At 70.9% G+C, this 25,725-nt stretch carries 21 protein-coding genes; 15 read left to right on the plus strand and 6 right to left on the minus strand.

All coding sequences use genetic code 11. The annotated features are described in order from the left end of the window. The first annotated feature begins 391 nt into the window (after positions 1–391). From OG259_RS39970 to OG259_RS40005, 8 genes are all read left to right on the plus strand, one after another. Positions 392–1,900, plus strand: coding sequence for an aldehyde dehydrogenase family protein (locus tag OG259_RS39970; protein ID WP_328946737.1), 1,509 nt, complete (start codon positions 392–394; stop codon positions 1,898–1,900). Further along, positions 1,897–3,423, plus strand: coding sequence for a GMC family oxidoreductase (locus OG259_RS39975; protein WP_328946738.1), 1,527 nt, complete (start codon positions 1,897–1,899; stop codon positions 3,421–3,423). Before OG259_RS39970 ends, OG259_RS39975 begins: the two co-directional genes overlap by 4 nt. After that, positions 3,420–4,490, plus strand: coding sequence for a quaternary amine ABC transporter ATP-binding protein (locus OG259_RS39980; RefSeq protein WP_328946739.1), 1,071 nt, complete (start codon positions 3,420–3,422; stop codon positions 4,488–4,490). Before OG259_RS39975 ends, OG259_RS39980 begins: the two co-directional genes overlap by 4 nt. Next, positions 4,490–4,783 carry a hypothetical protein gene (locus tag OG259_RS39985; protein WP_328946740.1) on the plus strand — a complete coding sequence of 98 codons (294 nt, stop codon included), beginning with the start codon at positions 4,490–4,492 and terminating at the stop codon, positions 4,781–4,783. Before OG259_RS39980 ends, OG259_RS39985 begins: the two co-directional genes overlap by 1 nt. Beyond that, complete coding sequence (locus tag OG259_RS39990) at positions 4,780–6,759, plus strand: ABC transporter permease (RefSeq protein WP_328946741.1); 1,980 nt, start codon at positions 4,780–4,782, stop codon at positions 6,757–6,759. The genes OG259_RS39985 and OG259_RS39990 overlap by 4 nt, the downstream gene beginning before the upstream one ends. 1 nt (position 6,760) lies before the next feature. After that, positions 6,761–7,723: an ABC transporter substrate-binding protein gene (locus tag OG259_RS39995; RefSeq protein WP_328946742.1), complete on the plus strand. Its 963-nt coding sequence runs from the start codon at positions 6,761–6,763 to the stop codon at positions 7,721–7,723. A 189-nt stretch (positions 7,724–7,912) separates the two neighbouring features. Then, positions 7,913–9,805 carry a glycoside hydrolase domain-containing protein gene (locus tag OG259_RS40000; RefSeq protein ID WP_328946743.1) on the plus strand — a complete coding sequence of 631 codons (1,893 nt, stop codon included), beginning with the start codon at positions 7,913–7,915 and terminating at the stop codon, positions 9,803–9,805. A 139-nt stretch (positions 9,806–9,944) separates the two neighbouring features. Next, positions 9,945–11,042 carry a MerR family transcriptional regulator gene (locus tag OG259_RS40005; protein ID WP_328947320.1) on the plus strand — a complete coding sequence of 366 codons (1,098 nt, stop codon included), beginning with the start codon at positions 9,945–9,947 and terminating at the stop codon, positions 11,040–11,042. Positions 11,043–11,116: 74 nt separating this feature from the next. Here the strand turns inward: OG259_RS40005 and OG259_RS40010 are convergent, their stop codons facing one another. The 4 genes from OG259_RS40010 to OG259_RS40025 form a co-directional block, all read right to left on the minus strand. Beyond that, complete coding sequence (locus OG259_RS40010; RefSeq protein WP_328946744.1) at positions 11,117–12,334, minus strand: serine hydrolase domain-containing protein; 1,218 nt, start codon at positions 12,332–12,334, stop codon at positions 11,117–11,119. Between the two features lie 108 nt (positions 12,335–12,442). Beyond that, complete coding sequence (locus tag OG259_RS40015; RefSeq protein ID WP_328946745.1) at positions 12,443–13,108, minus strand: DUF4097 family beta strand repeat-containing protein; 666 nt, start codon at positions 13,106–13,108, stop codon at positions 12,443–12,445. An 87-nt stretch (positions 13,109–13,195) separates the two neighbouring features. Further along, positions 13,196–14,263, minus strand: coding sequence for a GNAT family N-acetyltransferase (locus tag OG259_RS40020; protein WP_328946746.1), 1,068 nt, complete (start codon positions 14,261–14,263; stop codon positions 13,196–13,198). Positions 14,264–14,291: 28 nt separating this feature from the next. After that, complete coding sequence (locus OG259_RS40025) at positions 14,292–14,837, minus strand: carboxymuconolactone decarboxylase family protein (RefSeq protein ID WP_328946747.1); 546 nt, start codon at positions 14,835–14,837, stop codon at positions 14,292–14,294. Between the two features lie 80 nt (positions 14,838–14,917). Here OG259_RS40025 and OG259_RS40030 point away from each other — a divergent pair, with 80 nt between their 5' ends. Next, positions 14,918–17,824: an AfsR/SARP family transcriptional regulator gene (locus tag OG259_RS40030; RefSeq protein ID WP_328946748.1), complete on the plus strand. Its 2,907-nt coding sequence runs from the start codon at positions 14,918–14,920 to the stop codon at positions 17,822–17,824. Positions 17,825–17,945: 121 nt separating this feature from the next. Next, a complete protein-coding gene (locus tag OG259_RS40035; protein ID WP_328946749.1) occupies positions 17,946–18,344 on the plus strand; it encodes a hypothetical protein in 399 nt (132 codons plus the stop codon). 141 nt (positions 18,345–18,485) lie between these two features. Here OG259_RS40035 and OG259_RS40040 read toward each other — a convergent pair whose 3' ends face one another. Next, positions 18,486–20,147: a phosphodiester glycosidase family protein gene (locus OG259_RS40040; RefSeq protein ID WP_328946750.1), complete on the minus strand. Its 1,662-nt coding sequence runs from the start codon at positions 20,145–20,147 to the stop codon at positions 18,486–18,488. A gap of 378 nt (positions 20,148–20,525) precedes the next feature. Here OG259_RS40040 and OG259_RS40045 point away from each other — a divergent pair, with 378 nt between their 5' ends. Next, positions 20,526–20,867, plus strand: a complete 342-nt coding sequence (locus tag OG259_RS40045; RefSeq protein WP_328946751.1) for a DUF5713 family protein — start codon at positions 20,526–20,528, stop codon at positions 20,865–20,867. A 67-nt stretch (positions 20,868–20,934) separates the two neighbouring features. Here the strand turns inward: OG259_RS40045 and OG259_RS40050 are convergent, their stop codons facing one another. Beyond that, a complete protein-coding gene (locus OG259_RS40050; protein ID WP_328946752.1) occupies positions 20,935–22,674 on the minus strand; it encodes a helix-turn-helix domain-containing protein in 1,740 nt (579 codons plus the stop codon). 272 nt (positions 22,675–22,946) lie between these two features. On the opposite strand from OG259_RS40050, the gene OG259_RS40055 reads away from it, so the two are divergent. From OG259_RS40055 to OG259_RS40070, 4 genes are all read left to right on the plus strand, one after another. After that, the gene (locus OG259_RS40055; RefSeq protein ID WP_328946753.1) at positions 22,947–23,114 is read left to right on the plus strand and encodes a hypothetical protein; all 168 of its coding nucleotides are present in this window, start codon (positions 22,947–22,949) and stop codon (positions 23,112–23,114) included. Between the two features lie 300 nt (positions 23,115–23,414). After that, on the plus strand, positions 23,415–24,113 hold the full coding sequence (locus tag OG259_RS40060; RefSeq protein ID WP_328946754.1) for a hypothetical protein: 699 nt from the start codon (positions 23,415–23,417) through the stop codon (positions 24,111–24,113). A gap of 337 nt (positions 24,114–24,450) precedes the next feature. Then, entirely contained in the window at positions 24,451–24,915 is a 465-nt protein-coding gene (locus OG259_RS40065) for a hypothetical protein (RefSeq protein WP_328946755.1), read from the plus strand. Between the two features lie 317 nt (positions 24,916–25,232). Next, positions 25,233–25,460 (plus strand): hypothetical protein, encoded by a 228-nt coding sequence (locus OG259_RS40070; RefSeq protein WP_328946756.1) that lies wholly within the window; start codon positions 25,233–25,235, stop codon positions 25,458–25,460. The last annotated feature ends 265 nt before the right edge of the window (positions 25,461–25,725 follow it).

Consider the following 25,725-nt stretch of genomic DNA (forward strand, 5'->3'; position numbering starts at 1 on the left):
CGGTTACCTGGTCGGGTGTTGCAGGGATACTTCCGCTTTCACCTGCGTCAATGACTCTCTTGGCGCAATGGAGTCAATGCTGTATCTCTGAACGCAACGTAGCGTTTCTGTGGTCAGAAAGATAAAACTCGGCAGGTCGAACTCTCGGGCGGCGAGGCCTGGGGTGCGCCGGCGTCACCCGCGAGGACCTGTGGAGCCGCCGCCGACTCGGCCGGAGGGAGTGGCACCCTCCGTGCAGCTGTGCCCTATGTCCCTACTTGCCCCGACTTCAAGCGTGAGTCAGAACACTCTCCGCAATACATCGCGCATGGATTCCGGAAGCCAGGGCAGGCGGCCGAACCGCCGGTGCTACCGGCAGGGGGACTCAGAGGAACGAAAGGCCATACGCGACGTGACGGCAGCACAGCAGACCATCCATGTGGGCGGAGAGTGGCGCGCAGCCCTGTCCGGCGCCACGCGCGAGATCATCGACCCCGTCGACGCGACCGCCTTCGCGGTCGTGGCGGAGGGCGGTGTCCAGGACACCGACGACGCCGTGACCGCGGCGCGCGCCGCGTTCGACGACGGTTCCTGGCCGCGTACGGCGGTCGCCGATCGAGCCGCCCTGCTGCGGCGGGTCGCCGACCTGCTGGAGCGCGACCGCGAGCGGATCGGCGCCCTGGAGAGCCAGGACGCGGGCAAGACCCTGGAGGAGGGCCGCGTCGACGTCGACTGCGTCCGCGACGCCTTCCTCTACTTCGCCGACCTCGTGGAGAAGGAGGACGGTGGACGGGTCGTCGACGCGGGTTCGGACGACATCCGCAGTGTCGTCGTGCACGAGCCCGTCGGGGTGTGCGCCTTGATCACGCCGTGGAACTATCCGCTGCTCCAGGCGAGTTGGAAGATCGCGCCCGCCCTCGCCGCCGGCAACACGTTCGTGATCAAGCCCAGCGAGATCACCCCGCTGAGCACCGTCGTACTGGTCGAGCTGCTCCTGGAGGCCGGACTGCCGCTCGGCGCGGCCAACATCGTCACCGGCCCCGGTCACACCGTCGGTGCCCGGCTCGCCGAGCATCCCGATGTCGACCTCGTCTCGTTCACCGGCGGTCTGGTCAGCGGCACGAAGGTCGCCAAGGCGGCCGCCGACAGCGTGAAGAAGGTCGCCCTCGAACTGGGCGGCAAGAACCCCAACGTCGTCTTCGCCGACGCCTGTTCGACGCCCGAGGAGTTCGACACCGCCGTCGACCAGGCGCTCAACGCCGCTTTCATCCACAGCGGCCAGGTCTGCTCCGCCGGCTCCCGCCTCATCATCGAGGAGTCGCTGCGCGGGCGTTTCGTCGCCGAGCTCGCCCGCCGGGCCGAACTGATCCGCCTCGGCCGCGGCACCGACGAGGGCGTCGAGTGCGGGCCGCTGGTCTCCGCGGCCCAGGTGGCGAGGACCGAGGAGTACGTGGCCTCCGCCCTCGGCGAGGGCGCGGTCCTGCGTGCGGGTGGCGAGAGGCCGCCCGGCCCCGGCTACTTCTACCGGCCGACCGTCCTCGACCGGTGCCACCGCGGCATGCGGGTCGTCCGCGAGGAGATCTTCGGCCCCGTCCTCACCGTGGAGACCTTCCGCACCGAGGAGGAGGCCGTAGCCCTCGCCAACGACACCGAGTACGGCCTCGCCGGAGCGGTGTGGACCTCCGACGCGGACCGCGCCCGGCGGGTCGCGGCCCGGCTGCGCCACGGCACCGTCTGGATCAACGATTTCCACCCCTACCTGCCGCAGGCGGAATGGGGCGGCTTCGGGAAGTCCGGCATCGGCCGCGAACTGGGCCCCAGCGGCCTCGCCGAATACCGCGAGGCCAAGCACATCTACCAGAACCTCGCTCCGCGCCCCGTGCGCTGGTTCGCGGGCACGACGGAGAAGGACCAGGCATGAACGACCAGCACGTGTACGACTACGTCGTCGTCGGCGGCGGCACCGCCGGTTCCGTGATCGCCTCCCGGCTGACCGAGGACCCTGACGTCACCGTCGCCGTCATCGAGGGCGGCCCCAGCGACGTCGGCCGCGACGACGTCCTCACCCTGCGCCGCTGGATGGGCCTGCTCGGCGGCGAGCTGGACTACGACTACCCCACCACCGAGCAGCCCCGCGGCAACTCGTACATCCGGCACAGCCGTGCGCGGGTCCTCGGTGGCTGCTCGTCGCACAACACCCTCATCGCGTTCAAGCCCCTTCCCTCCGACTGGGACGAGTGGGCCGAGGCCGGCGCCGAGGGGTGGGACGCGGCAGCCATGGATCCGTACTTCGCCCGGCTGCGCAACAACATCGTCCCCGTCGACGAGGCCGACCGGAACGCGATAGCCCGGGACTTCGTCGACGCGGCGCAGACCGCGCTCGGCGTTCCCCGCGTCGAGGGCTTCAACCGGCAGCCCTTCCACGAGGGCGTCGGCTTCTTCGACCTCGCCTACCACCCCGAGAACAACAAGCGGTCCTCCGCCTCGGTCGCCTACCTGCACCCCTTCCTCGACCGGCCGAACCTGCACATCGCCCTGGAGACCTGGGCGTTCCGTCTTGAGCTCGAAGGCACCCGTGCCACCGGCGTGCACATCCGTACCAAGGAGGGCGCGGAGCATGTCGTACGCGCCCGGCGCGAGGTCCTGGTGTGCGCCGGGGCCGTGGACACCCCGCGTCTGCTGCTGCACTCCGGCATCGGGCCGCGCGCCGACCTGGAGAAGCTCGGCATCCCCGTCGTACACGACCTGCCGGGCGTGGGGGAGAACCTGCTCGACCACCCCGAGTCGGTCATCGTGTGGGAGACGCACGGCCCCATCCCCGAGAACTCCGCGATGGACTCCGACGCCGGGCTGTTCGTCCGCCGCGACCCGGAGGCCGAGGGGCCGGACCTGATGTTCCACTTCTACCAGATCCCCTTCACCGACAACCCGGAGCGGATCGGCTACGAACGGCCCGCGCACGGCGTGTCGATGACCCCGAACATCCCCAAGCCGCGCAGCCGCGGTCGGCTCTACCTGACGAGCGCCGACCCCGAGGTCAAGCCCGCACTCGACTTCCGGTACTTCACCGACGAGGACGACTACGACGGCCGGACCCTCGTCGACGGCATCCGCATCGCCCGGCAGATCGCCGCGAGCGAACCGCTGGCCGGCTGGCTGAAGCGCGAGGTCTGCCCGGGGCCCGAGGTGACCTCCGACGAGGAGTTGAGCGCGTACGCCCGTCATGTCGCGCACACCGTCTACCACCCGGCCGGCACCTGCCGGATGGGCTCCGTCGACGACGAACTCGCCGTCGTCGCACCCGATCTGAGGATCCGGGGCCTCGACGGCATCCGGATCGCCGACGCGTCCGTCTTCCCGACCATGACCGCCGTCAACCCGATGATCGGCGTCCTCATGGTCGGCGAGAAATGCGTGGACCTGCTGGGAGGCACCCGACGATGAACGAACCGACGCAGGACACCGCCGAACCCGTCTTCTCCGTACGCGAGCTGTGGAAGGTCTTCGGTCCGAAGGCCGACCGCGTGCCCGCCGACAAGGAACTCGCCGCGCTCGGCGCCGCCGAGCTGCGCGAGCGCACCGGCTGCACCGCCGCCGTCCGAGACGTCTCCTTCGACGTCCGCAAGGGCGAGGTCTTCGTCGTCATGGGACTCTCGGGCTCGGGCAAGTCGACGCTCGTCCGCTGCCTGACCCGGCTCATCGAGCCGACCTCGGGCACGATCTCCATCGACGGAGAGGACGTGCTGTCCATGGACGGCGGCCGGCTCCGCGAACTGCGCCGGCACCGGGCCTCGATGGTCTTCCAGCACTTCGGGCTGCTGCCGCACCGGACGGTGCTCGACAACATCGCGTACGGGCTGGAGATCCAGGGTGTGGGGCGCGGCGAACGACGCGAGCGTGCAGCCGAGTTCGTCACGAAGGTCGGCCTGGACGGCATGGAGCACCGCAGGCCGAGCCAGCTGTCCGGCGGCCAGCAGCAGCGGGTCGGCTTGGCCCGCGCCCTCGCCGTCGACCCCGAAGTGCTGCTGTTCGACGAGCCGTTCAGCGCGCTCGACCCGCTCATCCGCCGGGACATGCAGGAGGAGGTCATCCGCCTGCACCGGGAGGAGGGACGCACGATGGTCTTCATCACGCACGACCTCAGTGAGGCACTGCGGCTCGGCGACCGCATCGCGCTGATGCGCGACGGCCGGATCGTGCAGCTCGGCACGCCGGAGGAGATCGTGGGTTCCCCCGCCGACGAGTACGTCAGGGACTTCGTCCGGGACGTGCCGCGCGAGCAGGTGCTCACCGTCCGCTCGGCGATGCGCCCCGCGCTCGCCGACGAGCGGGAGGCCGGCCCCGCGCTCGCCCCGAGCGCCACCGTCCACGAGGCCATCGAGGCCGTCGCCCGTACGGGCGTGAACGCGCGGGTCGTCGAGGACGGCCGCTGCCTCGGCGTGGTCGACCACGCCGGACTCCTCGGTGTCGTCGCCGGGGTCCCGACCGCGACGGGGAAGGCGGTGGCCTGATGTACGCCCATACGACCTGGCCGCCGCCGGGCGGCACGACCGGTGCCGCGACCCGGCCGCCGGCCGACGGTGCCACCGGTGCCGCGAACTCCTGGCCGTGGTGCGGTGACACCACCGGTGCCGCGAACCCGGCGCCGCAGCGCGCCGCGACCCACACGGCGACCCGGCCGCGGCGCGGTGACACGACCGATGGCGTGACCTGGCCGCGCCGTGGCGCCACGACCGGTGCCGCCACCCGGCCGTCACCGTACGGCGCGACAACCCCCGACGCCCTGGGGCGGTGGGGCCGATGACCGCCACCGTCACCCCCGCTCCTCGCCGCCCCACAGCCGCCTCCGACACCGCGCCCGGTGCGCTGCGCCCGTTCACGCGCCACCGCGTCCGGCTGATCGGCGTCGTCGTCGGCGCGGTCCTCGCACTCGTCCTCGGCGCCGTGCTTCTGGGCGGCGGCAGCTGGCCCGCGTCGCTCGCCGTCGATCTCTCCGGTCCGCTCGGGCGCACCAGCGACTGGATCATCGACAACCGCGACGGCCACCCCCTCTTCCTCTACTTCCTCGGACACGTCAGCAACGCCGTGGTCGTGTCCGTCCGCGCGGTGTACCTGCTGCTGCTCGCCCTCGGCTGGGCCGGCGTCACCGCCGGCGCCGGACTGCTGGCCTGGCGGGTCGCGGGCGTCCGGCTCGCGCTGACCTCCGTCGCCGCCTTCGGCGCCTGCGGGCTGCTCGGCATGTGGGTGCCCACCATGCAGACGCTCGCCCTGATGGTCGTCGCCGTCGCCGCGTCCGTGTTCCTCGGCGGTCTCCTGGGCCTGGCCGCCGGCCTCTCGGACCGTATGGACCGGGTCCTGCGGCCGGTCCTCGACACCATGCAGGTGCTGCCCGCCTTCGCGTACCTCCTGCCCGTCGTCCTCGTCTTCGGCATCGGCGTGCCCGCGGCCGTCCTCGCGACGGTCGTCTACGCCGCCCCGCCCATGGCCCGGCTCACCGCGCTCGGACTGCGCGGCGCGGACGCCGGTGTCATGGAGGCCGCCATGTCCCTCGGCGCCACCGGCAGGCAGCGGCTGCTCACGGCCCGCCTCCCGCTGGCCCGCAAGGAGCTCCTGCTCGGCGTCAACCAGTCGATCATGATGGCGCTCGGCATGGCCGTGATCGCGTCCATCATCGGGGCGGGCGGTCTCGGCGACCGCGTCTACCAGGCCCTGGCCTCCGTCGACGTCGGTGCCGCGCTCTCCGCCGGCGTGCCCATCGTGCTGCTCGCCATCGTCCTGGACCGGGTCACCGCCGCGGCCGGAGAGCGGATCGGTACGGCTCCGGCCCCCAGGTCACGGCTCGGCTGGGCCGTCGCCCTCGCGGCGACCGCCGTCGTCGCCGTCGCCGGCCGGCTGTCCGACCGGCTCTCCTGGCCCGACGCGTGGACGGTCGACATCGCCGAGCCCGTCAACGGGGCGGTCGACTGGATGACCGCCCACCTCTACTCCGGCGTGCCCGTCATCGGCGGAACCGCCGACTGGGCGGGGCGGTTCACCACATGGGTCCTCAACCCCCTGCGCGACGGCCTGCAGTGGCTGCCCTGGTGGGCGGTACTGCTGATCGTGGGCGTCCTCGCCCTGCTCATCGGTACCTGGCGCACCGCCGCGACCGCCGTTCTCGCGATGGCCGCGATCGGCGTCCTGGGCGTCTGGGACCCGGCCCTCGACACCCTGTCTCAGGTCCTGGCCGCCGTCGCCGTGACGCTGCTGCTCGGCTTCGCACTCGGGGTCGCCGCCGCCCGCAGCACCCGCCTGGGACGTGCGCTGCGACCGGTGCTCGACGTCTTCCAGACGATGCCGCAGTTCGTGTACCTGATCCCCGTGGTCGCCCTGTTCGGCGTGGGCCGAGCCCCGGCGGTCGCGGCCGCCGTCGTCTACGCACTGCCCGCGGTCGTACGGATCACCGCCCAGGGGGTACGCGCGGTGGACCCGGCCGCCATGGAGTCCTCGCGCTCCCTGGGCGCGACCGGGCGGCAGCAGCTGTTCCAGGTCCAACTTCCGCTGGCGCGCCCCGCGTTGCTGCTCGCCGTCAACCAGGGCGTGGTGCTCGTCCTGGCCGTCGTCGTCATCGGCGGCCTCGTCGGCGGTGGAGCGCTGGGTTACGACGCGGTCTTCGGCCTCGCCCAGGGCGACCTGGCGACGGGACTGGTGGCCGGCGCGGCGATCGTCTGTCTCGGTCTGATGCTCGACCGCGTCACCCAGCCGACGGAACGCCGCGACCTCGTAGGAAGGGGGGCCTGAGATGGCTCGCACACGCATCGCCGCCCTCGTCACGGCTGCCGCCCTGGCGGTGGGCCTCACCGGCTGCGGCGCCGCCGACATGACCCGCCAGTCCTCGCCGTACGCCGACGCGAAGGGCTCTCGTACGGTGACCCTCTCCGTACAGTCGTGGGTGGGCGCGCAGGCCAACGTCGCCGTCGCCCAGTACCTGCTGGAGCATGAGCTCGGCTACCGGGTGGACACGGTGCAGATCGACGAGGTACCCGCCTGGGACGCGCTCAGCCAGGGCCGGGTGGACGCCATCCTGGAGGACTGGGGCCACCCGGAGCAGGAGAAGCGGTACATCGACGACAAGGGGACGATCGCGCGCGGTGGCGACCTCGGGGTGACCGGCCACATCGGCTGGTACGTGCCGACGTACTTCGCCGAGCAGCACCCGGACGTCACCGACTGGAAGAACCTGAACAAGTACGCCGACGAGTTCCGCACCGCGGAGAGCGGCGGCAAGGGCCAGCTCCTTGACGGCTCCCCGTCCTACGTGACGAACGACAAGGCGCTCGTGAACAGCCTGGATCTCGACTACCAGGTCGTGTTCGCCGGCTCGGAGGCGGCGCAGATCACCCAGATCAAGCAGTTCGCCAAGGAGAAGAAGCCGTTCCTGAGCTACTGGTACAAGCCCCAGTGGCTGTTCGAGAAGGTCCCGATGACGGAGGTGAAACTGCCCGCCTACCAGGAGGGCTGCGACGCGGACCCGGAGAAGGTGGCCTGCGCGTACCCGCATACGCCGCTGCAGAAGTTCCTCAACGCCCGCTTCGCGGACGGCGGAGGTGACGCGGCCGCCTTCCTGAAGAAGTTCAGGTGGACGACCGACATGCAGAACGACGTCGCCCTGATGATCGCGGACCAGAAGCTGTCGCCGCAGGAGGCGGCGGGCCGCTGGGTGAAGGAGAACGAGGCCACCTGGCGGACGTGGCTCCCGTCCTGACGGGTGGAGCGGCGGACCGGACCGGAAGGACATGCCGGTCCGCCGTACCCGCCTGCACCCGCAGGCGCCAACAGGACCTGCCTCTGGTGGCAGGAACATGAGCTTCGGGACCATGCTGGTAGGAGGAGGCAGTACGTGCCCCGGCGTCACGGGCGTACGCGCCCTGGGGCGGCCGGGGAGAGGACCGTCATGCTCTACGCCGGAATGGACACGGGCACGTATCCGGGGAAGCCCGTGATGGAAGCGATCTGGGACCTCTCCAACATCTACTGGACGGGCATGTACCTCGATTCGCCGGCCCCGGTCGTCGGCGAGATCAGGGTCACGAAGGAGCGGAACGGCCACAACCGGATGGGTGGCATCGGCGCCCATCCCGTCGGCGGCTGGATGAACGGATGGTTCGACCTGCGGCCGGTGTGGGGGCTCCTGCCGATCTACTGGGGACAGCAGGCCCCGGCCAACAGGGACGGGCCGATCGACGTCCGGGTGCAGATCGCCGTGGCGAACGCCGAGGACGCCGCCGTGAAGGCGACGAGCGCGGGCCTCCCGCAGGGCTCGGTGATCTTTCTGGACTGGGAGGCGGGCAGCCCGCCGGTGAAGGAGGGCCGGAGGTACTGCTCCGCGTGGTTCCACCGGCTCGCCGAACTCGGATACCGGCCCGGCGTCTACTGCCATCCCCCGTCCTCGTTCGCCTTCCGCGAGGACTACCCGGGCCTGTACGTCTGGAACGTCAACGTGCTTCCGGGGAGGACCGGCGCCATCACGATCGTGGACGGCAAGGTGGAGCTCGCGACGCCGCCCATCGACAGCACCGGCGGCGAGCCGCCGGACCCGGACGCGATCGCCCGGCAGTGGCGGACCGATGTCGAACGGCCCGCCGGAAGCCCCATCGCCGGGTTCCCGAACATCGACACCGACGTCGCCGTCGTACGCAACCCCGCCTTCCCCGAGAGCGGGAACCAGCCCGTCGAAGTGCGCGGCGGGCCCGTCGTCGGCGCGCCCGGCACGGCCGACCGGCTCGGGGCGTTCGCGGTGCGCCGGGGCAAGGCCGTCAGGGTGACGTGGTCGCCGGGCGTGGCCACGCTCGACGCCGATCTCGACGGGTCGGTCTCGACGGCCTCCCTCAACCCCTTCGCGTCGATGTCGGCGCTGACCGACTGGCTCGCCGGGCTCGCCCTCTGGGACAACGGCGACGACCGCACCTGGCACGTCCACACCTTCCGGCACGCGGTTTCCGGGGCCTGGCAGGAGTTCAACGTGCCCGAGAGCGACACGGTGGTCATCGACCCGCTGGCGGGTGTCGTGATCGCCCGGCGCAAGGGAGGGGCGCCGGAGGTGTTCGCTCACGACCGGCAGGCCGCCGACATCGCGGGCAGCCGCTGGGAAGAGGCCACGCAGACCTGGACCGTCCTCGACCACCTCCGCGCCCCGGCCGGGCTCGTCGCGCCCTTCGTGCTCCGTACGAACGGCCTTGCCGCGTTGAGCCGCAGGACCGGCCTCCTGGACCTGTTCTGGGTGAGCAGCGACTCCGTGCCGCGTACGTCCTTCTCCCTCGGACCGGGGAACTGGAGCGACTCCTTCGCCATCGGGGACCCTCTCGTCCGCGCTCACCCGATGACGAACCTCGCGCCGTGCAGCCCCGGCCCCGACCTCATCGAGGTCCCGTTCATCGGGCGCCGCGACGGCGATCCGAAGCTCCGGCTCTACAGCACTCCGTGGACCGCGGCGTCGCTCTGGGGCACCACGCGCGAGATCGGCGGTGGGGCCGTACCGCTGGAGCCCTCGTCCCGGATCGCCGCGACGAGCCGCTCGTCCGAGTTCCTCGACGTGTTCGTCATCGGCCGCGACGGCATGCTCTACAACACGTTCCTGACGACGGCGACGGGCGTCTGGACCGCGCTCCGGCGGATCGGCGGGACGCCGCGGAAACTCGCCCACGTCGTCACCGCGTGCTGCCAGGGCGCCGGGGACGTCGAGGTCCTCGCCGTGGCACGCGACGGCTCGGTGTGGGCGACCCACTGGGACTCCGCCCTGCTCGACTACGTCCCGATGGAACGGCTCACCCTGCTCGACCTCGGCTGACCGACCGTCATGTCCGGTGCTCGGTCGCCCGAACACCCACCCCGCTGCCGCGCGTTCGGAACTCGCCGCCGCGACCGAGGCTCTTGACCCTCACGTGACGTCAGGCCGCATAGTCGGTGCCGTGGGAGATCACTGGACCGTGGGACGCGTGGCCGAGCTCGCCGGCGTGAGCGTCCGCACGCTGCACCACTACGACGAGATCGGGCTCGTACGGCCGTCGGCGCGAACCGCGGCCGGGTATCGGGCCTACTCCGCGGGCGACGTCGAGCGGCTGCGGGAGGTGCTGGCCTATCGGCGGTTGGGCTTCGGGCTGCGGGAGGTGGCGGAACTGGTCGACTCCCCGTCCACCGACGCGGTCGCGCACCTGCGCCGACTGCGCGGCCTGGTGCTGGAGCGGCGTGATCGCGCCGACGCCATGGTGGCGGCCATCGACAGGGAACTCGAGGCACGGGCGAAGGGACTGAAGGTGACACCGGAGGAGCAACTGGAGGTGCTCGGTGCACGGCTGTACGACGCGATCGGCGGCGCCTACACCGCGACACGGCGTACCGATCCGCGGATCGCCGCGCAGATCCGGGGCGCGCTCGGAGACGCGCGGACGGTCCTGAACGTCGGGGCCGGCACCGGCTCCTACGAGCCTGTCGACCGCGACGTGACCGCGGTGGAGCCATCGGCGGTCATGCGGGCGCAACGGCCTGCCGGTTCGGCGCCGTGCGTGGCCGCCGCCGCGGAGAGCCTGCCGTTCGCGGATCAGTCCTTCGACGTCGCGATGGCCGTCTCCACCGTTCACCACTGGGGAGACCCGCTGGCGGGGCTGCGCGAGATGCGGCGCGTGGGCCGCCGCGTGGTGGTGCTCACGTTCGACACCGACGAGCCCGGATGGCAGGACCGCTTCTGGCTCACCCGCGACTACCTGCCCGAGTTCGCCGCCGTCCTCGCGGAATTCCCCTCGCTCGCCGGGATGGCCGACGCGATCGGCGCCCGCGCTGAGCCGGTGCCCGTTCCGTGGGACTGCGCCGATGGCCTGTTCGAGGCGTACTGGCGTCGGCCGGGGGCGTATCTGGAGGATCACGTGCGCCGTGCGATGTCGGTGTGGACGAAAGTCGGGCCCGAGGCCGAGCAGCGGGCGGTGCGAAGCCTCGGCGACGACCTCGAGTCCGGCCGGTGGGCCGAGCGCAACAGCGACCTCGCCGACCTCGACGCGGCAGATCTCGGCCTCCGTCTGCTCGTCGCTTGAAGGGCCGGAACGCGCCGCCCCGCCCCGGCTCTGCAGGGCGGTTCGGGCGCCGGTGGGTCGGTCTGCGGGGGCGTCTACTCCTCGATCGCCTGGTAGAGGGTGGTCCAGAAGTCGTGCATCAGGTGGATCGAGTTGGGGGCCGAGCTGCCGACCTGGGTGAGGAGGACGCCGACGACATTGTTGACGGGGTCGGCGTACGTGGAGGTGCCGGCGCCGCCGTCCCAGCCGAACTGGCCGACGGGCGCGTAGTCGCCGCGGTAGGTCCGTACCGCCATCCCGAAGCCCCAGCCTCCGTGCTGCCCCTGGCCGTAGGAGATGTGGACGTTGTCGGTGGCCAGCTGGGTGCGGGCGGCGTTCTGTACGGGGGTGAGGCGGTTGGTGGTCATCAGCTCCACCGCCTGCCGGGACAGGATCCGCTCGCCGCCGTGCCTGCCGCCGTTCAGCAGCATCCTGAAGTAGGCGTGGTAGTCGTCCGCGGTGGAGACCAGACCGCCCCCGCCGCCCTGGAACGCCGGAGGACTGTTCCACCGGCCGCCCTTGGACTCGTCCCACACATGGAACTCGCCGGACGCCGGGTCGGGCGCGTAGAGGACCGGCATGCGGTCGACCTTCTCGTCCGGGACGTGGAAGCCGGTGTCCTTCATCCCCAGCGGGCCGAGGACGCGCTCGCGCAGCACTTCCTCGAAGGTCTGGCCCGTCACCCTGGAGACCAGCACGCCGGCCAGGTCGCTGGCGATGTGGTACTGCCAGTGGTCGCCGGGCTGGTGCATCAGCGGGAGCCCGCCGAGGCGGCGCAGCCACTCGTCCTGGTCGGGCATCGGAGTGGGCAGGTTGGGCGTCAGCCCCTGCGAGAAGACCTCGTTCATGATCGGCGTACCGATCGAGGTCAAGTCCATACCGAGGCCGAAGGTGGAGGTCAGTACGTCCCGGACGGTGACCGGGCGGCGCGCCGGGACCGTCTCGTCGATCGGGCCGTCGAACGCCTTCAGCACCTGACGGTCGGCCAGTTCAGGGAGCCACTGGTCCACGGGGTCGTCCAGCCGCAGCCGGCACTCGTCCAGGAGCACCATCGCCGCCGATATCGAGAGCGGCTTGGAGGCGGAGGCCATCCGGAAGATGGTGTCCCGGCGCATCGGGGCCCCTCCGTCGTGCCGCATCGTGCCGTGCGTCTCGACGTGCGTCTCGTCGCCCTTGCTGAACAGCGCGACGACGCCGGGGATCTTGCCGGACTCCACGTGCCGGGCCAGCACGTCGCGGATCTTGCGCTGACCTGCTGCGGTGAAGTGGGACATGGTGGGGTGCTCCCTGGTCGGGTGGAAGTGTCGGGGTGGAACGGTCGGGGTGGGGGTGTCGCGAGGGAACGGTCGGGCCGAGAGAGGAGGAGGTGACGGCGCAGAGGGTCAGAGGCTGCGGGCGGCGATGTCACCGTTGCCACTGGTGGCACGGATGTCCAGCACGGGGGAGCCGTCGTTCTTCAGGGCGTTGCTGACGCGGCCGTGGCGGGCGTCGGCGTCCAGAGCGGCGGAGCTGCCGGGGGCGGTGGCGATCGAGATGTCACCATGCTGAGTACGGAGCACCACCGTGCCGCGCGTCGCCTCGCCGATGGTGATGCCGCCCCGGGCGGTGGAGATCTCCGCGGGCCCGCCCAGGCGGCCGACGTGGACGTCGCCGTCGACGGCGGTGAGGCGCAGGCCCTCCACATCGGCGATCTCGATGCGGCGGTGGGCGCCGTGGACGGCGACGTCGCCGAGCCGGCCCTCGGTACGCACCTCGGCGGCGGCGGAGGTGGCCTCGACGCGGGAGCCGGTGGGCAGGTGAACCGTCACCTCGACGGATCCGAGGCCGCTCAGCACCTGGTTCCTCGCCTCCGGCGCGATGACGCGCAGCACGCCGTCGCCGTACTCGACCGTGGTCTGTTCGGCGGCCTTCACATCGCGTCCCTTGGCGGCGTCCGCGGGACGCACCTGGACGGTGGTCTCGGCGCGGTCGGCGGCGAGGAGGCTGATGCGGCCGGCGGGTATCTCCAGAACGGCGGCGATCGGGTCGGGGGTCTCGAACTTCTGCAACGGACGTTCTCCTCGTGGAGTGGTGAGGATGTGGAGTGGTGAGGGAGGGGAGCGGAGACGACGGGGAGGAGGCAGGCGGGGGAGTGGTCAGTTGGCGGGCAGGTCGAGCTGGTACTCGTGAGTGCTGCGGTGGAAGCGGAAGCCCAGCCGGCGGTTCACGGCGAGCATGTGGGTGTTCTCCTGGGCGTTGTCGGTCTCGATCTCCACGATCCCGGGGTGCTCGGCACGGAGCCTGCGCACCATCTCGGCCTTGACCCACAGTCCGAGCCCGTGGCCGCGGTGGGCGGGCACCACGACGGTGTCGTACTGCAGGGCCCGGAGGGTCTCCCCGGCCCGGATGACGATCTCGGTGTACCCGGCCATCTCCCCCTTGCCGAGCACGGCAGTCGTGAGCAGCAGGTCACCGCGGTCGGCCAGCACCTCGGCCATCGCACGGACCCGGTCGGCGGTCCAGGTCATGCTGCCGTAGTCCATGTCGCCCATGGGCATGTCGTTCATCGAGTTCTTGGCCGTGGCGAACGCCTCGGCCAGGTCGTCGGGAACCGTGCCGGTCCAGCCGGCCAGCTCGTAGCCGGGGTGCTCGGCGTCGGCCTCGGCAGTGTCGGCGTCGGCGACGTCGAGCAGCAGGTGGTCGAGTGCCAGTACGCGCCGGAAGCCGTGCGCGGTGCAGAAGGCGCCGCTCGGGCCGTCACCGGGCGCGGCGGCCACCAGGCTGCGACGCTGCTCTGCCTGTGCCGCCTTCACGGCCGTGGCCAGCAGATGCGAGCCCACTCCGGAGCGCCGCCGGTCCGGACTGACGTGCAGCTCCAGCTCCGCGAGGTGGCTCTGACCGGGCGAGGTGAACAACCGCAGCCCGGCCACACCGACGACCGAGCCGTCCGCGGCGGTGGCCAGCCACCGCAGTCGGCGGTCGTTCCGCCCGGTGACGGCGAGTTGGGCATGGATCTGCTCGAACGTGGGCTGGGGCTCCTGGGGCAGATCGACGGCGAGCGAGGCCGACACGACAGCGTGCCAGGCGGTGGCGTCCTCGGTGGAGACCTGAGTGAGGGGGACGGCGGTGATGATGGGGGACTCCTGGGTGGAAATGGCTCTGATTCCTGTTCTTGGGAAGGCTGGGGTGATCCGGTTCGGGTGATCCGGCCCCGACTGTGTCATCGCGTACGTTTCAGGTCACCGCGTTTTCTCAGTCGGTGTGGCGCACGAGCGGCCAGTCGATGTCGATCCGCGCCGCGGTGGCCAGGTAGTTGGTGAACACGCTGAGCGCCACATGGGCGATGACCTCGACGACGTGCCCGTCGGAGAGGCCGGCGTGCCGGGCCGCGGCCAGCTGCGCCTCGGAGACGACCCCGTGGTCCCGGACCACCGCGGCGGCCAGGTCCAGGACGGCGGCGGCCCAGGGCTCGTCGGCCTCGCCCCGCCGCGCACGGGTCGCCTCGGCCGTGCTGAGTCCCACCACTCTCGTCCCGCGGAACGCGTGCACGGACAGGCAGTAGTCGGATCGGTTCTCCTGCGCCACCAGCAACGCGATGCGCTCGCGCACATCCGCCGACAAGGTCCCCCGCGTGCCCAGGGCCGTGACGACGTCCACGTACCCCTTCAGCACGGTCGGGCTGTTGGCCATCACCTTCGCCAGGTTGGGGACGACCCCCAGGGCCTGGTGCGTGGCGGTGAACAGACTCGCGGTTTCACCGGTCGCCGTCTCCGGATCGATCGTGTGGAGTGCTTGCATGACGGGAACCCTGCCAGTCGATCTTGATACATTCCCGATGCTTCTTCTATGCACGCGCTGGCGACCCCCGGAGTGACGGTATGCGGTTCACGATCCTCGGCCCGGTGGAGGCCCTGGCTCCCGGCCCCGAGTCACCCGGGCTGGCACCCCGCCATCGCGCGGTGCTCGCCTACCTGCTCCTGCATGCCGGGGTCGCCATCAGCACGGACCGCCTGATCGAAGCGATGTGGGGGCCACTGCCGCCGGACTCCGCCCGTGCGCAGATCCAGACCACGATCGCCGCGATCCGACGGATGCTCCGCGCTTCGGAGGCCGACCGGATGCTGGCCACTCGGCCGGCCGGGTACGTGATCACTCCCGAGCCGGGACAACTCGACCTGGACGACTTCACCGCCCTGATCGCCAAGGCGCCGGACACCTCCGACGACCCGCGGGGCACCGCGGACCAGATACGCAAGGCGTTGGCGCTGTGGCGGGGAGAGCCGCTGGCCGACATCACCGCCCACTACGTCCCGGGCGCCAGAGCACGCCTGAACGGGCAGCGGCTCACCGCCGTCGAGCGCCTCGCCGACCTGGAACTGTCCCTGGGCCGACACGACGAGCTCATCGACGAACTCACCGCCCACGCGGCGGCCCACCCCCTGCGGGAGCGGCTGTGCTGCCAGCTGATGCTCGCCCTGCACCGCGCGGGACGCCAACCTGACGCACTGCAGGTGGCCAGAGACTTCCGGTCGACCCTCGCCGAGGAGCAGGGACTTGACCCCGGGCACGCCTTCAGCAAGCTCGAACAGGACATCCTCCGGGACGCACCCGACCTCCGGGCGCCGGCCACCGCGCCCGCGAAGCCGCAGGGGATCAACTTCCTGCCGTACGACGTCCCGGACTTCACCGGCCGCGAGGACGAGCTCGACGGACTGACCCGCCGATGGGAGAGCAACAGCGGCGGAGTCGTGACGATCTCGGCGATCGACGGGATGGCCGGCGTCGGCAAGACGACGCTCGCGGTCCATGCGGCGCACCGCCTCGCGGACCAGTTCCCCGACGGGCAGCTCTTCGTGGACCTGCAGGCCCACACCGCCGGTCAGACCCCGCTCGACCCCGGTGCCGCGCTAGAGATCCTCCTGGGCCAACTCGGCGTGCCCGCACAGCACATCCCTGCGTCGGTCACCGACCGCGCCGCGCTGTGGCGATCCGAACTCTCCGGCCGCCGGGTGCTGGCCGTACTGGACAACGCCCTCGGCACCGAGCAGATACGCCCGTTGCTGCCGGGAGCCTCCCGCGCCCTCCTCCTGGTCACGAGCCGCCGACGCCTGACCGACCTGGACGGGGCACACGCCCTGTCCGTGGATGTGCTGCCCGCCGCGGACGCCGTGGAGTTGTTCACGGCGATCGTGGGCGAACGGGCGGAGGCCGAGCCCCTGGCCGTCCTCGACGTCCTGCAGTTGTGCGGCTTCCTGCCGCTGGCCGTCCGCATCGCCGCCGCCCGCCTGCGCCATCGCCCCCGCTGGACCGTCGTCTACCTGGCGGACCGGCTGCGCGACCAGCGCCGCAGACTGGCCGAGCTGGCCACCTCGGAGAGGGGCGTGGCGGCAGCGTTCACGCTGTCGTACGAGCAGCTGACGCCCGATCAGCAACGCATGTTCCGGCTTCTGGGACTGCAGCCGGGCCGTGACATCAGCCCGGAGGCGGCCGCCTCGCTGGCCGGGCTCCCGCCCGAGGAGGCCGAGACGCTCCTCGAAGACCTCCTCGACGCCCACGTCCTGATCCAGTATCAGCCGGGCCGCTACACCTTCCACGATCTGCTGCGCGAGCACGCCCTGGCCACCGCCGCCGCCGAGGAACCCCCCAACGCCCAGCACGAGGCCCTCGGCCGGCTCCTCCACCACTACCTCCACATCGCGAGCACGGCCATCGACCACCTCTACCCCGAGGGCAAGAACCGCAGGCCACGCATCCCCGCACCGGACACCCCGACCTGGCCCCCGCGGAACGAGGCCGAGGCGATCACCTGGCTGGACACCGAACGCGTGAACCTCATGGCGGCCGGCCAGTACGCCGCCGAGCACGACCGGGGCCCGCACACCAGCCGACTGGCCGCCACCCTGCACCGCTACCTGCTGGGCCACGCCCACCAGGCCGACGCCATGACCCTCCACGGCCTGGCCCTGCAAGCCAGCCGCCGAAGCGGCGACACGACCGCCGAGGCACGCACCCTCATCGACCTCGGCGAGGTCCATTTCTGGTGGCACGGCGCGTACGAGCAAGCGGCCGAGCACTACCGGCACGCCCTGAACCTCGCGCGCGAGAGCGGCGACCGAGTCGCCGCGGCCCGCGCGCTGCAGAACCTCGCCGACGTCTCCAGGCGACGGCGGGAGTACGACCGGGCCCACGACCACTGCGTGGAATCCCTGGCACTCTTCCGCGAACTCGGCGACCGCGCCGGCGAAGCCCGCTGCCTGACCGGCCTCGGCATCGACCACGAGCGCCAGGACCGATACGAGGACGCCCACGACCACCACCGCCAGGCCCTCCAGGTGTACCGCGAATCCGGATCCCGCATCGGCGAAACCATCGTCCTGAACAACATCGGACTGCTGTACCAACGGCAGGGCCACTACGACGAGGCCCGGCGCCACCACCACCAGGCCCTGGAGCTGAGCCGCAACCACGACTTCCCCGGCGACGAGGCGGAATCCCTCAACGCCCTTGCGGAAGCCGCCCGTTCCATGGGCGACCTCCCCCTGGCCGCGACCGAGCACGACACCGCGCTGATCCTCGCCCGCGAGTGCGGCTACCGCCCCGAACAGGCGCGAGCCCACAAGGGCCTGGCACACGTCCACCGAGACTTCGGCCGCACAGACCTCGCCCACGACCACGCCCGACAGGCCCTGGACCTCTACACCGCCCTCGCCGTCCCCGAGGCCGAAGAGCTCCGCACCTTCATCACCGACCTGACGCCGCCCGCGGACGACCCCGAGGCACCGTAGACCCCGACCACCCGCCAGTCACCCCCAAGCCGGCCGTTCTGGGAAGGCGAACGTGAACGTGAACGTGAACGGCGGGAACCGCTCGGTCACCGGTCTCGTACGGCTTGGTTATGGTGCCGGCATGACGACGATCCTGCGGCACCCTCGACCTGGATTCACCTGGGATTGGTGGGCAGTGGACGCTCAGGGCTTCCTCGTGCAGTTCAGCGGAGGACCTGCTCCTGAGCACCTGCTGGCGCAGGTGAATCGCGTCGACGCCGCAGCCGCGTGGGCGGAGGAGAACTGCCCGGCATGGTTCGCCGACGGCCCTCCGCCGCTTCACGTCTTCAGCTGCGACGGCGAGCTGCCGACCTACACCCGCAACGGTGTCCCGGAGCTCCCGTTGCGGGTGTCCGACGCACCGGCAGCCATCGCGGACGTCGCGGCCTTGGTCACACTGCGCCGGGCCGTCGGAGACACCTGGACGGTCCACCTCGACGAAGGATGGATCGAGGCAGCTCGGCCGGAGTCACCTCGCTGACCAGATGGAGGTGGCGGTGAGGTGGCACAGATCGTGCGGGGACGAGCAGGCCTCGCGGGCTCGCAGCCCAGGAGCAGGCGGTGGACGGCGGCCCGCCCCAGCGGAAAGGTGCCGCCTGACCGCCCCCTGGTGCGCCGCCGCCTACTTCTTCACTACGACAACGGCATTGCCGACCTTGCGTTCAGTGGAGCCGCTCGCGGTCCAGCTGTCCATGGGGCGGTTGTAAAGGGCGTCCCTCGCGACGAGGGAGGTGTCGCCTCCGATGCCCAGGCTGAGCGCGTCCCTGGCGCCGAGCCACTTCATGACGTCGGCGGCTTCCTGGGCGGTGACGCCGACGCTGGTGGCGGGGGAACGCCCGTCGATGGTGACCAGGAGGAGTTCGCCGGTGGCGGTGACCCCCGCGAGGGTGCGCGGGTGGCGCTCGGTGATGGCACTGGTCGGGGTGCCGTACACGGCGTCGTGCATGCCGTTGGCAACCGTGTTGACCAGGACCTCGCCGTTGCGGACCAGGGCGGGGCCGCCGCCTGCGACCGCGGAGAGGGTCGGGCTGGTCACCGACTTGCCCTGGGAGTCGGTGATGGTGGTGCCGGGCTTGAAGGCCTGACCGACGACGGCGTGGGCGCGGAGCCAGTCCGCCCCGGTGCCGATGCCCTGCATGATCCTGCTGCCCGCGGGGATGGGGCCGCCGGCCGGACGTATCTCCTTGACGGTCCAGTTCCCGTCCATGACGACATCAACGCTGTTGCCCACCTCCGGTCGCGGCTGCGGGGTCGTCGACCCCCACTCGGGACGGAAGATCACGACTTCGTTGTCGTCGACGCACATGACGCCCCGCCACGGCTTGCCTTCGGGGTTGGCGCCCTTCCCGTCGAGGCGGTGGTCGTCACCGATTCCGCCGCAGCCCCGGATCCGGCCGGGCACGCGGTTGACGCCGTCGATCTGGCGGACCTGGTCGTCGGGCGCGGTCACCTGCGTCCTGGAGGTGATCTCGTCGACGCGGACCCGGCCTCCCGCGCCCTCCAGGAGCAGGGCGGTTCGGCCGTTGTTGGCCTCGCTGAGGAGGTTGTTGCCCTGTACGTACAGTCCCTCAGGATCGCCGTCGTAACCGGAGAATTCCTTGTTGGTCGATGAACCGATGTCGAACTCGGATCCGTTGACCGCGACCAGGCCGCCGGCCGCCACGGCCATGTCGCGGACCGTCTGCGTCGTGCTGACGTCCTGTCCGTGTACGGCCTTGAAGGTGACATCGGCGGTGGGAGCCACCCTGACGACCTGTACCTGCCACGGCCCGGTGGTGGCGGAGCCGTCCTGGGCCGTGTAGACGGTGCGGGCGCCGTACCCGGAGGTCTCCAGCCAGCCCTTCATCCTGTTCGCCAGAGCCTGCTCGTCGGGGGCGAACTGCCCGACACGAACCGCGTGTCCGGACAACGGGCTGCCGCTCCCCGTCAGGACGGGCACCTGCCGGGAGTCGACGCGGCCGGCGAACCCGTGGACGGCCAGGTCCTTCACCAAGGCGTCGGCGTACGTCTTGTTGCCGACCCGCCAGCTCTTGCCGTTCGGGTACGGGATCTCCAACTCGACCGACCACAGGTCGGACGCCTGGCCCTGGCTGAACTTCTGGTAGGTGACCCCGGGCGCCAACGTCTCGACGACTTCCGCGACAGCCTGTAGGTCTGCGGGGCCCAGCGGCATGTGCTCTGCTGTCCCGCTGGATTCCTCTGCCACAGCTGATGCGCCGGGTGGCAGCACGGCCAGTGAAGTCAGTGCGATGGCAGCCGCGAGGCCGCGACGAAGTCTGGACAAGACAACTCCTCAGATAAACGGGCATACGAACATACGAAATGGTTCTGCGGGTGGCCCGAAGCGGACATGCCTCCGACCCCGCCCTGGCGGGGGCTTGGCCCGACTGACGGTCCGGGTGGCGGTCCGGGTGGCGGTCGCGGTGGGGCACAAGGCCTGGCTGGGTCGGGATGCCTGGGTGAGGCTCTCGGAACGGGCCAGGTCAGAGTACGAGGTCAGAGCAGAAGTGTGGTGCTGCGTAGGGGAGATGCGGATCTGGACCACATTCCGGAGGGGCTTGCGGAGAGTGATGTAGTGGCGTGTGGTGGGATGGCGGGACTCGGCCGTTGACCTACTCGAACAGATGGATCCGGACGACCCGGTCAAGCTCCTGGAGGGCGTATGCCGATCACAAACCAGCAGGTAGCAGGGCACACGTTTCTGCGGCAGATGTACGAGGACCCGTACTTCCCCGATCCCGTCGTCGACCGGGGCGCGGCGATCCTGCTGCGGCTGTGCGAGCGAATAGAGGCTGATCAGCCGTCGGATCTGAAGTCCCTGTACGCGCTCACCCACGCCGCGACGGAGGAGTTCAACCTTCTGGACGCGGAGTTCGACGCAGCTGGGAGCGGGATCGAGACGGCTGCGCGTGAGTGGATCGGCGAGGAGTTCCGGTTCGTCGCGTCGGCATACGGGTTCACGGACGCGGACGGAGAGGAGCTGATCGCCGGCCGGGACTGGTGAGCGGGGACCGGCAGGTGGTCTGCCGGTCCGAGCCACCGCTCCTGTCGTGACCGCGGGCTCCACCGCCTCAGGGCCGTCCCCGTGTCCGGCCCGCGCGCCGTGCTCCGTACCGCGAGACCGCGAAGCGCCGCAGGCTTCGGGGCCCGGGAGGGGCGATGCCCGCACTCGCGTCGCGCACGGCGGCGAGGACCGGCAGCTGGTGCCGCTGTGCGTCGCGGTTCTGAGCCCAGGCGAGGCGCGCGACGATGAAGGTCATCGTCGCCAGCAGGGGCACCGCGGCTCGTGCTGTCCATTGGACACGAAGGCCGCGCCGGTGGGTGGCCTTGCCGGCCGCGATGAAATCGGCTTCAAGGGGCGTCAGCTGACGGCGGTCGGCGGGCGTCATGAAGAACTCGCCGAGCTGGGTGAGGCGGACCGGTGATATGCGTACGCCGGGGTCCCGTCCCACGGATTCCCATGCCTCGGCGGCATCCGTCAGCCAGCGGTGCAGACGGAGCTTCTCACGATCCTCCTCGATCCAGGAGTGCAGGCGCGGCCAGGCGGTGATCAGGGCCTCGTGGGCAAGGTCGACGGTGTCCCCGTCAAGGGTGATCAGCCGCGCCCGTGCCAGCAAGTCCAGAACCGTCCTGGTCTCGTGGCCGATTCCGGCGGATTCGAGTTCGCTGCGACCGGTGGGCCGGCGGGTGTCCGGGGCGCCGTCGCCGGGCGTGACGAGTCGCAGCATCACCCGGCGAGCCGTCTCGGCCTGAGCCGAGTCCATGCCTTCGTACGCGGCCTCGGCGCTCTGGGCGATCGCGCCGCGCATGGCTCCGGCCCGCTCGTAGCCTTCCAGGGTGAGCGTGCGCCCGCGGCGCCGGCGCCAGGTCTCCAACAGTACGTGGGAGAGAAACGGCAGCCCGGCCCCCCGGCCGTGGACCTCGTCGATCAGCGAGGCGGTCAGAGCCCGCTCCACGACCAGGGAACGGGCCGTCGCGGGACCGGTGATGACCTCACGCAGTTCGTCGCGGGTCAGCGGGCCCACGGGGAGACTGGCCATCCGGATCGCGTCGGCGAGTTCGGCGTGGGCCAGGCAGTGGGGGTAGAAGTCCGCCCGGATACCGAGGACGACGCGCAGGCGACTGTGCGGGTTGCGGGCAGCGAGCAGGCCCGCGAGGAAGGCTTTTCTCTCCTCGGTGTCCTGGCAGAGTGTGAAGAGCTCCTCGAACTGGTCGACGATCAGCCAGGTGTCGCTCGGACCGTCGACCGGGCGGAGCACCTCACGATGCCGGCTCAGGGGCCGCTCGCCGGGAGTGAAGAGGCGGATCGCCGCCGGGGCGGCATCGGGCTCACGCAGCCGGGGGACGAGACCGGCCCTCAGCAAGGACGATTTGCCGATACCGGAAGGGCCGAAGACGGCGACGACCCGGTGTCGACCGGCGAGCGAGACGAGGTCCTGGACGAGCCGGTCGCGGCCGAAGTAGATGTCGCGGTCACCGGGCTCGTACCGGGACAGCCCGCGGTAGGGAGCCGGCTCGCCCCCGGACTCCGCGACCTGGGCCGCCAGTTCGTCGGACACCCGGGTCCAACGTCGCTCCCACTCCGAAGGGTCGCCTCCGCAAGCAGCGACATATGCGTGAAGGACCGGCAGCGTCGGGAGCTGCTCGCCTGCGGCCGCCCGGGAGAGGGTGGCCACCGAGTAGGCGCCGGCGCGACGGGCCATCACCCCGTACGTGGGGCTGCCCGCCTCCTTCCGAAGCTGCCGCAACGCGAGAGCGAACACGGCGACCGGTCCGGCCGCCGGATCCACCGGCTTCTCCTGACGCCCCACGGGTCCGCCCCCTTCTCCGGGCGGCACCGCCGACCGGTGTCCTGCCGGTCATGCACTCAAGCGGCACCAGGGCGGCGGCGACAAGACGCTTTCGCGTCGTAAGGGGCCGGCGCGCGAATTGTTTCATCGCCGGGAGGGGGCTGCTCAACAACTACCCGCCGACGAAGACTCGTGGTGAGGAGGCCTCGCCCTCAACCGGCCGCCGAGGCTCCTTCAACCCCTGGGGCGGATCAGCCCCAGCCGGCCGAACCCACCACAGACAGGAGAACGTCATGCCGCTGAGCGACGACGAGTTGCACCTGATCGAGGAGAGCCGCCGGCGTGCCGAGCGCGAGCACGCGGAGTTCCAGGCCAAGCAGGAGGCCGATCGCCAGGCGCGGATCGCGGAGGAGGAGGCCCGCCGACGTGCGGAGAAGCCGCACTCCGGCCCCACCTGGTAGTCCGCCTGCCATCCCCGGCCCGCTGGCCTCGGCTCCGGACGAGTCCACAGCGGGCCGGGCGACCAGTCCCCTGGCATGAGGGAGAGGTCGAGGGACGCGACGGGGTGGCCACGCACGGCGTGAGCCGCCCCGAGCCCGCCTCCTGCCCCTCGCACCGAGCCCTGTGGCCGGACGACAACCCCACTCGCATCTGCCGCGGCCGCTTCCGCTGTTCACGCCACGCTCGGCCCCCACGACGACTTGTGGGGCCGCCTGGTGTGCATCCGGGCGCGCCACCGCGTACACGACGAAGGAGTACACGTGAGACGAACCGCCATCGCCCGCATCCTGGGTTCCGTGACAGCTGCCCTAGGCCTGACCATCGGCTTCACCGGCCAGGCAGCAGCCATCTCCCATTTCGAGATCACCCACGTGGACACCGTCAGGTGCATCGGCGGCTACTCGGAGACCAGCGCGGGCTCCAACGGCGGCGGCTACTCAGTGAGCCGAACGCACGGCTTCAACCGCCTGGTCAGCGGGGCCTGCCAAGTCGCGAACCAGCCCGTCGGCTCGCTCTCGTCGGAGCGGCACATCCTCGCCTTCGACATGCAGAAGGGCGTGTGGTGGAAGTGCGCCGGTCACGGACCGGCGCGCAACTCCGTCCCCGCTGTTGCGGTGGAGCTCTACGGCAACATCAATCGCGCCTGCGGGGGCGACGTCTGGTACGCCACGAACACAGCTGCGTACGGCTGGGACGGCGGCGCGTGGCGTGGCAGGTGGGTCGTTTCGGGCAACCACTGGGTACCCCGCAGCGGCTTCGCCCCGACCGCTCCGCCACCGGCCCCGTCGATCAGCGCGGCCGAGGCCGTCCGCCGGGGTGAAGTACGCCTGGGCAGCCCCACCGGCCCCAAGGCCAACGCCGCGCAGCTCCAGGCTCCGCCCCGGGAGGCCGGATCCGCGCCTGTCACACCGCAGTCTGTCTCGGACGGCACGTACGCGGTGCGGACGATCACCCGATAGTCGCTCCTGCTCCGTCCGGCCTTTGATGTCTGCGGCTGAACGCACTCGACGAGGTGCGCGACGCGGCTTCGGAGCGGCTGCGGCTGAGCGCGGTAGCGCGGTACCTGGTCCGGTCTGGCCAGGTACCGTGCTCGGTCCAATCGGTGGCAGCGGGGCCCGACGAGGGATGCCTGAAGTCGAAGTCGAAGTCGAAGTCGGGGGAGTGCAGGTGTGCGAGAACTGGGCGTTGGGGTTGACGGTCAGGGGTCAAGCGGCAGGGGGCAGGGGCCAAGGCCTGGTGACGTCGATGTGTCCGGCGGGTCGGTCCCTGCCGGTCGCCGGAGCTACGGTGGCGGGCATGGATCCGTTGAGGGTGTCCGCCGAAGACGAGCTGTTCCCGAGCGCTCAGCCCTGGGACGTGGTTGATGACAGCCTGTGGGTGTCACACAGTGAGTTCTGGCTGGTCGCCGGCAGCGGACCGGGCATCGACATCGTGAGTGCCGTTCCTGAAGGCGACTCGATCAAGGGCAATGGAGGCGCGGTCGGCATTCCGACGCGGGCGTCTGAGACGCGCATCGCCGCAGTCGTGTCCGTCTGGGAAGGTGCCGCGCCACACGGGGATGGCGCCTTCCTCGGGACGTGCCGCATCACAGTGCCCGACAGGGAGCTTGCGCTCGTCAACGTGGAAGGAAGGGAGCCAGGCCCCGTCCTAGTCTTGCCAGAGGAGGGGGAGCACACGGTCAGTGTCTGGCGTCGCGACGTATCCGGATCTGATGCTGCCGAGCAGTACGACATCCGTGTATGGCGGTGCCTCACCCAGTGAGCCGGGGCACGGCCTGGCTACGACGTGGGCTGAATCTGCGAGGTCCTTGAGGACCTTGCCGCCGGCCTCGTTGTTGTCGACGACGACAACGAAGAAGAACAGGCCAGGCCCGAGAGGGCCGTGCTCGGCTCTCCCCTGAGCACAGACGTTGAGCCAGAGCCGAAACTCACCGACGTAGCCAGCCTGGTGTCGGCCATTCCTCTGCCGAGGTGTGGTGCTGTGCCGGTGCTCTCCCCAAGCGACTGCATCCTTTGGCCTACTGTCATTTCGGCCCTGCGGAGGAGGATCTTGCGACACCGCCGGGACAGGATTGATCCGTGCGAACAACCATCGGATACACCGTCGAAAGCATCGGCTACGTCGTAGGAGCCCAGGGGCTGGTCAGCTTCGCTTCGCAGACCTTCTTCGGCACGGAGTGGGGCTGGTTGCACAAAGTCGTCGACCTTCCGGCCACCGCTTACCTCGGCATCGTCGTCGTCGGGTTGGCACTCATCGCCGTCGGCGTGAAGACGCGGAAGACGCCCGAGCGCCAGGAGGTCGCCTGACCGTGCGGTGACATCCGGCGGGCGGTGACGCTGCACCGGGCCGGTCGCCAACCGGTCAGAGCGCCGGGACAGGGTGGCCCGGGCCCCAGTGCGATCGCCCACGCGACTAGGGGCTGTCCGATGGGTCGTGTGAGGTGATCAGGGCCGTGGCTTAGTGGCTGTTGTTGTTCCGAACTTGAGGAGTGCTGGTCGAACGGGAGTCACCTGAACTCCCGACCCGACCGGTCCTCCCCCGCCATCGTGACCTCCGCGTCCATCGCATCGA

The organism is Streptomyces sp. NBC_00250, from assembly GCF_036192275.1.
Lineage (GTDB): Bacteria > Actinomycetota > Actinomycetes > Streptomycetales > Streptomycetaceae > Streptomyces.